The sequence below is a fragment of the Lacticaseibacillus salsurae genome, from assembly GCF_045862175.1.
GTDB lineage: Bacteria > Bacillota > Bacilli > Lactobacillales > Lactobacillaceae > Lacticaseibacillus > Lacticaseibacillus salsurae.
Window position 1 is genome coordinate 1 of sequence record NZ_BAAFZI010000148.1, and the last position, 1,091, is coordinate 1,091.

1 protein-coding gene is annotated in these 1,091 nt (G+C 45.9%); it reads left to right on the forward strand.

Annotated elements, in window-relative coordinates:
- Positions 1-106: 106 nt before the first annotated feature.
- Positions 107-1,091, forward strand: a 985-nt coding sequence (locus ACKTSG_RS14330) for an IS30 family transposase (protein WP_056965185.1), incomplete at its 3' end; no start/stop codon positions are given.

A 1,091-nucleotide genomic window follows, 5' to 3' on the forward strand; every position in this document is an offset into this window, starting at 1 on the left:
TACTTGAATTTACAATTGAAGTGGAACATTAAGAAATAAGACTGACCCACTAGGAGACAGCGTAGAATGTTGTTTGTTGAGAACACCATTATACGGAGGTTTCCTAATGAGCCATTACAATCAGCTTACCGCTATTGAACGCGGTCGTATAGAGTCTTTTATCCAGCTTGGGCTATCCCTTCATGAAATAGCAACGCGTTTGAGCCGCAGCGTTAGCACGATTTCTAGAGAGGTCCATCGATGCACTAAAGAATACAAGGCGTTGGCGGCACAGAAAGATTACCTCAAGAAGCGTAAAGCCTGCCGTCGTCCGCGGATCTTTGAGAACGCTGAGCTCCGAAGTTCGGTCATTAAGGCTATCCAAGATGATCATTGGTCGCCAGAACAGATCGTCGGAAACTACATACGGACCCAAGGATCAAGTCCATTCAGCTTCGTCACAATCTATCGAGAAATACATCGATATAACCTTGGTGTACCTAGAAGTCATGGTGCTAGAGGCATTGCACGTAAATTGCGTCACCGAGGTAAGACAAGGCATAAGAAAGGCTACGTTGAGAAAAGAGGAAAGATTCCGATTTCACACAAATTGGCGGAGAGACCATTGGAAGCTGATAAGCGTACTCGGCTTGGTGACTGGGAACTCGATACTGTTGTTGGTCGTGACGGTGGCGATGTTCTTGTCACAATGATTGATCGCCGCAGCCGACTCTTACTGGCACAAAGGGCCGCCGGTAGGAAGGCTTTACCAGTCCTAGAAACCTTGAAAGCAATCTTCTCAAAGATCCCACATGATATTCTTCATACAATCACTCCTGATCGAGGAAAAGAGTTTGGAAGGCACGCAGAGCTCACAAACGAGTATGAAGTTGAGTTCTATTTTCCCAATCCGCATGCGCCATGGGCCAGAGGAAGCAACGAAAATACCAATGGATTGATTCGGGAATATATTCCCAAAGGAACAGACATCTCTACAATCACAGACGAAGAAATCAATCGAATGGTGTGGCAAATTAACACTCGCCCTCGCAAGATGTTTGGTTGGAAATCTTCGCTGGAAGTCTTCTGGTCGGAGATGTTCCACTTAGCTT